General features: G+C 45.3%; 4 protein-coding genes and 1 pseudogene. All 5 read right to left on the bottom strand.

The window, feature by feature from the left end; translation table 11 throughout:
- Positions 1-1,177: pseudogene (locus H6G26_RS44445) on the bottom strand (NF041680 family putative transposase); the annotation flags it as partial.
- Between the two features lie 442 nt (positions 1,178-1,619).
- Positions 1,620-1,922 carry a hypothetical protein gene (locus tag H6G26_RS42005; protein ID WP_199327283.1) on the bottom strand — a complete coding sequence of 101 codons (303 nt, stop codon included), beginning with the start codon at positions 1,920-1,922 and terminating at the stop codon, positions 1,620-1,622.
- Between the two features lie 114 nt (positions 1,923-2,036).
- On the bottom strand, positions 2,037-2,243 hold the full coding sequence (locus H6G26_RS39455; protein ID WP_190737305.1) for a hypothetical protein: 207 nt from the start codon (positions 2,241-2,243) through the stop codon (positions 2,037-2,039).
- A gap of 41 nt (positions 2,244-2,284) precedes the next feature.
- On the bottom strand, positions 2,285-2,812 hold the full coding sequence (locus H6G26_RS39460) for a class I SAM-dependent methyltransferase (protein WP_190737307.1): 528 nt from the start codon (positions 2,810-2,812) through the stop codon (positions 2,285-2,287).
- Between the two features lie 294 nt (positions 2,813-3,106).
- Positions 3,107-3,757, bottom strand: coding sequence for a DUF924 family protein (locus H6G26_RS39465; RefSeq protein WP_190737309.1), 651 nt, complete (start codon positions 3,755-3,757; stop codon positions 3,107-3,109).
- Between the last annotated feature and the right edge of the window lie 248 nt (positions 3,758-4,005).

The raw sequence follows: 4,005 nt of genomic DNA on the forward strand, positions 1-4,005 counted from the left end.
AGGGGGTTGAGCAGGAGTGCCAATGGCGGCTAAAATTAGTGGAAAGGCTTGTGCCACACGTCCTGGAGACAGTTTATTCTGAGTTGATTGCCAGGGCAAGGGGGAATCAATACAGGCAACTCTTGCGAACCAGAGTTGCCAAGTTAGCAGGGGCATTACTTTCACTCTATCGCTCTGCCGCCCGAGTAGAGCTCAATTGAGGTTGTGTCCAATATAACCTCTGCTTGGCAAATCTGTACCAATGCTCTAGAGCAAAGCGGCGTAGGTATTTTTGCCAGAGATCCTCTAATGGAGGCATTGTCTGACCCAACCAAGCACGAGGGATAAGGGTTGGAACTTACGATTGCGTCCAACTGGTTGGATCACCTCGACGCGAATGATTTCCATTGCCCGGTTTGGGGATTGAAGAAAATGAAACCCACTCCAGCGCATTACTTTAACTCGACCAACTTGCGGGTCTTCAACTTCTAGAGTTTCAGTTACCTCTGGCCAAGTTTGGGGGTCATTGACCTTAAATTTATGACCATGCTTACAAGGTGCGCCTCGTCCTTTATAAGCACCAGGTGTACCCCATACGCATCGGTTAGATGCTAAACGCAACAACAGGTCTGCGTTAATCTCCTCCGTGGCTTGGACAAATTTGGCATTGCCGTAGCCTCGGTCATAAGCGGCAAGTGGTCTTTTTCCTAACTCACGGGTTACAAGTTTTAGTTGGAATGCGGCAATACTAGTTGGCGTTTCAAAGCTGGTTATCCGTTCATGTTTTAACGGCAATGCCCAGCTCCCATCCGGCTCTGGTATCCAGGAAGACAGTACTGTAACTTTGTCCGATGCCTATGCTCCCTCTTCTATCCCCATAAAAAGTTCTTTCTTTTAGTGTCTTTGCTTCTGGTCGTGTCCAAAAGCTATGATCTCCTGCTAGAAAAGGCTGTTCATCCGTCGCTATCTCCTGTACCAGCAGCTTCATCAACTTCCTCTTCGGTGGGCGACTATCATGCAGTGCTGCATAAATGCTCGACCATTGCCGTCGAAATACTGGGCTTTGTGACAAGCTTACAAATGATGGGATACTCGGACTTGTTAATACTGCATCCATCAATTCAAATACTGCATCTTTGGCTTTCCCCAAACAATCGTAGATAGCTTGGCGGAATTTTTCTAGTTGTGTCAGGATCATCACGTCAATGATTTATCGATTACTTTCATTGACTTTACGGCAGTCAGTGTTACTGCTGACTGCTTTTCTGTAGCCTTTTAGTCCAAAGTCCAGTTATTTACCGACAAGTCTTATGTTTTTCCACAAAGTAACCGATGACCTGTCAAAGTAATGTGATTTGAAAGCATCGTAAAATTACGCGAAAGTAGACGCAGAATTTATGTAAGTTTTATTACTTGCTTTGCTGTACTTCTGGGTGATACAGTCTGTTTATGGTTGCAGAACACCCTTATGTTTGCAGGTATGCTCCTCAGTAAGCGCATAAATTTACGCATCAAAAAAATCGGCTTACCTAGAATATGGTTGTAAATATCCTCTGGGTTAAACCAAACTGAGTCTGGGAGCAACGCGATTTGATCAGGTGGCCATAATCCTGCGTAGGCGTAGCCCGTCGTAGACATCGCTATTCATTCCACTTAACCAGCACCCCATCAACACAAGCAATCCCCCACTGCGGAAACTTCGTCAGCAGTTTCTTGATCACAATCTGCAAAGCCGGATCATCCCAGCACTCTTGCAAAAAGTCAAACCCCGGATTCTGCCCCGAATTCGCTGCAACTTTGAGTTTCTGCATACGCTCCGGTCGCACACTTGACCGCGCAACAATCGCCTCATGCGACCATTTTTCAGCATTTGGCACGGACGCGGCGGAACCTTCATCAACTGCTTTGACTTCTACACCCAAAACTTGGTTTTCTCCTAACAATGTAGCAGAATTACTTTGTTCTACTTGTCTCTGTGTTTGATTAGCGATCGCACCCGCTACATTCTCCCAACACCGCTTGAGTGTGCGCCCAATCTCTCAATAGAGCCGAAACTGCTATGTTTTACGAGCAACAACGTAGTAAATTAACTCCTCATACCATACACCTTGCTCAGTTTCTAGTGCCGTGATCTCTTCATCATAGCTGGCTTTGATCTGGCAAATTTTTGGGGGTGTTAATTCCCGTAACGGATTATCGATATGTAGCCAGAATTGCCCATTCCATCTGCTTTGTGCTTCTTCTATGCTCAGGTAAGCCCCCATCTGTCGAGGATGAATTTCAATTTGGTCAAACTTGGCTTGAGTTAATAGGTGTTGAATGGTTCATGTAGATTTGGCAGTGTGATTCCATTTTTTGCACAAGCTTCTACAATCGACAATGCTAAATATGAATTTTCAGACGAGCAGGTAAATGCGATGAATCCACCGAACTTGAGGCAACGATACCAATTTTCGAGAATTTTAGGAATTTTGGGAAAAAGCACGATGGCGTAAGAACAATAGATCACATCAAACTTGTCTGCTTCAGGTTGATATGCTTCTGCATCAACTTCAACTAGCCCAACATTGGATAAGTTTTCGGCTTGAATTTTCTGTTGAGCAATCTTGAGTAGTTCTGTTGCGAGATCAATTCCAATCACATAACCATTTGGGCCTACTTTTTGAGCAGATGTGATTGCAATATTTCCTGTTCCTGTCGCCACATCTAAGACGGATTGCCCAGGGCTTGGAGTTACATAGTCAAAAAGTGCAATTGCACGATTGAGGGTGACATAGTTATCATAATTAGTTCTGGCATTGTAAAAATTGATGATTTCCTGCTTATATGTCATAAATGAATGGCACTAAGTTAAGCTGAAGGTTAGGCGGCGTAAGGATTGCAGAGGGGCAGGGGTGCAGAGGGGAATTTCTATCTCTTCTGTTCGTATGCTTAAAATTGCTTAAAATTTCTTCTTTCTCCCCTGCTCCTCTGCACCCCTGCTGCCTCAACGATTTTCCCTCTCCCTGCACCGCTTAACGGTTCCTTGAATCTCTGCATTTAGTCGAAACTGTGAAGTACACGGTATTTCCCTCAACTGCTGCAAAAGTTCTTGCACTTCTTAATGACTCGAACGAAATTAGATTGCTCAAGTGTCACAGAGAAATTGCGATAGGTGAGACGGCATTGATCGCGTGTGTACAAGCTGACCACTTGCGAGATACTCAAGTTCTTCAGGGGTTGATTGACGTTCTAGAGCTTTATTACGATGAGGATGGCGACCGAATTGGATAAGTATATCTCGATGTCGGCGTGCTTGCGCTGCGGAGAACTCTAGTAATGCACGATACTTCTGTGGTGCTTCCTGCACAAGGTTGTCCGCAAGTTTAATTGCCAGTTCCAAGTTGCTAAGATCCTCAGAATGCCCCAATGGCAGGAAGAAAAAGGTTTTCTCCCAAGGGGTTTTGAGAGCTTCATAGTGTCCTAGATTGATGCCTTCAAGCGTCAGATGACAAGCTTTCAAGTCCTGTGCGAACGCTTGCACCGTATCCGGATAGATTGAGCGCGAGAACTGGTCAAGGACGAGAATTAGCGCCAGCCGTGATCGTGGCTGACCAGACCAAGCATCTAGTTCACCTCGCATGGCTTGTTCTAGCAGTGGTGAAAAATGCTCGATTACTTCAGCACCCGCCCCACCGCGAAACCACCATTGCCAACGACGAACTATCGTTGCTTGATCGGGGCTTGGTTGGCTTGGAAACCAGAACTGAAGCACATCTTCGTATTTTTCGGTTATCAAAGTAAACCTGCCTTAGCTCTGCCGTATAGTTTAATTGTCTGGTGATTGCTGGAATATACCAGTAGTTGAAGTGCGATCGCCAAAAGCCACTACATGAATGGCTAATCGCTACCCGTTTCAATCAACCAACGAGCCGACACAATTGCTATCTTCCACCATTGAGTATGAAGAATGTTAGTGCGATTCGTTGATTAGTGAATCACGGTAGCCAGTCCGTAAATAACTAATCCAGCCCGTCAGCAGATTAC

The sequence above is a fragment of the Nostoc sp. FACHB-888 genome (genome assembly GCF_014696655.1).
Taxonomy (GTDB): Bacteria; Cyanobacteriota; Cyanobacteriia; order Cyanobacteriales; family Nostocaceae; genus Nostoc.